Origin of the sequence: Streptomyces sp. NPDC005799 (genome assembly GCF_040630525.1) — a bacterium.
Taxonomy (GTDB): domain Bacteria; phylum Actinomycetota; class Actinomycetes; order Streptomycetales; family Streptomycetaceae; genus Streptomyces; species Streptomyces griseorubiginosus_B.
Genome location: NZ_JBEXXQ010000192.1, coordinates 1 through 1,899, shown reverse-complemented (window position 1 = coordinate 1,899; position 1,899 = coordinate 1). Strand labels below are relative to the sequence as shown.

Genomic DNA, 1,899 nt, shown 5'->3' with positions numbered 1-1,899 from the left:
CAACGGCCGACTCATCCGTACGGCACCGAGTACGTACAAGATCCCTCTTCCCGGGACCTTGACACCGTCAACTGAGCCTTAACTTCGTGGCATTGCTTGATCGTGGACACCTGCAGACTGGGATCTTGAGGTTCCAGTCTGCAGGTGTCCACGATCAAGGGGAAGGTTCACACTGCCGCTCATCCCGATACGGGAACAACACCGTGAACTTCACAGCGAGTTGGGTACGGATCTCGTCCGGGATGCGCATACCACATCAACGAGCCACGGGACGGGAAGCAACACCTTGATGATCTGCAAGCCCTTAGGCCACTTTACATCTCCCCCATGATCGTCGGATCCGCCTTCGGATTTAAAACCCCAGGAAAGCCAGAGTTTAGATAATGAGCAATTTCATGCGGCAGTAATTCGCTAAAATTGAGCATCGGTTCAAGAAAATCCAGCCAGTACGGGCTTTCACCAGGCTTAGACAACGAGGTTAGTTGCCGGTCAGCGATCGGCGTCTTTACGGGGGATTTACTACTGATGTACTCGCATGTGAGCAGATCGGACGCGGCCTCCAAGCGCTGGCGCAGCTCTTGACGGCTCTCCTCGGCATGCTCAATATGCAGTTTGCCACGGGCGGTAAACAGACGGTTGGCCGGGATAGAGAAGGCGTAGAGCAGTTGGGTGATGCTTGGCTCCCGGGTGGCCAGCTGTTGCACGTGGGCATCGTTTAGCGGTGGTCGTCCGGAAACCAGACGCTCCAGCACGCTGACGCCCAGCACCGCCGTCGCGCTAGCGTAGCGCCACGTAATCTCGCCGATCTGCCATCCGTAGGCCAGAGCCGCGCCGTAGACCTCGTCGAACGACTGTTGATGGTGCGAGAGTCGAGTATTCCGGGTGTAAGCTGCGGCGATCTCGCGCCGCGTAAGTGCATGATCGGTCTGTACGGTTGCCGACTCCCATTCCTGCCACAGCCCCATACAAACGGCATGAAGGGGGACCAGCGTCTCCCACTCCGCCGGAGTTTGTTCCCCCAGGTCGCCAAGATCGGTAAACCGCGCTCTCACCGTTGTCACCTCCATGTCGATTTCACAAGCTAGATTTCCAGACCCACGCAATCGAAAGTTCTCGAGCCTGGCGTTCATGGGCCGAGAGTCGGCGATTTGTCGATTCTTTACAAACAAGGCATCAGTGGCGAGATCCGATTCTCCCGTCAGCCGCAGCATCGGCACCAGAGGGGCACTGTGAATCGAGAGACCTTCAGGCACGCCTGGCTGTTGATCGCCGCGCACGCGGTTTCTATTGCCTGGCACGCCATTCCCTGCTCACCCTCTCTCGCCTCCCATGACTACCCAATTGAATAATTCTTATATTCAATCTGCAATTTCTATCACCCTAGGTAAATTGGCATGGAAATCGCCTGGACTGACTCTCTCGCATTTTAAGATTTCCTTCCGTGCGCAAATAGAGGCAAACGACCTATATGCTGCTGTTGAGGTTGGGACTGGTGGTGTCGCAGGGGCCGAAGGCGGTAGTCCTCTGGGGTATTACCGGGGCATGCGGTAGGGGTGGCGCGCTGACTGCCGAACGTCGGCATTTTCGCGAGGAGTTACGGCTCCAGGCGGCTGAGCGGTTCGCCTGGGGTGATGGGAGTTCGGTAATCGCCAAGGATCTGCGGGTCAGTGCAGCGACGGCGGCAGGCGTGGGAAGAGAGCGGCCCGCTGCTCTGCGGTCACAGGGGCCGGTGTCTCTGTTGAAGCTGAGCGAAAAGCACTTTGCGCAGCTGGAGGCTGAGCTGGCCTAACCTCGATCTTTCTTGACGGTCTGCCGACGGAGTCGGCAGACCGTTTCGTGTTCCGTGGCTGCTGGTGGGCAGGCCGGTAGCCCGACTGACGTGTCGGGTGGGCGCCGGGT

Annotated in this window: 1 protein-coding gene; it reads right to left on the bottom strand. The window is 58.1% G+C overall.

Annotated elements, in window-relative coordinates; all coding sequences use genetic code 11:
- Positions 1 to 314: 314 nt before the first annotated feature.
- Positions 315 to 1,277 (bottom strand): hypothetical protein, encoded by a 963-nt coding sequence (locus tag ABZ453_RS51150; protein ID WP_359026932.1) that lies wholly within the window; start codon positions 1,275 to 1,277, stop codon positions 315 to 317.
- Positions 1,278 to 1,899: the final 622 nt, after the last annotated feature.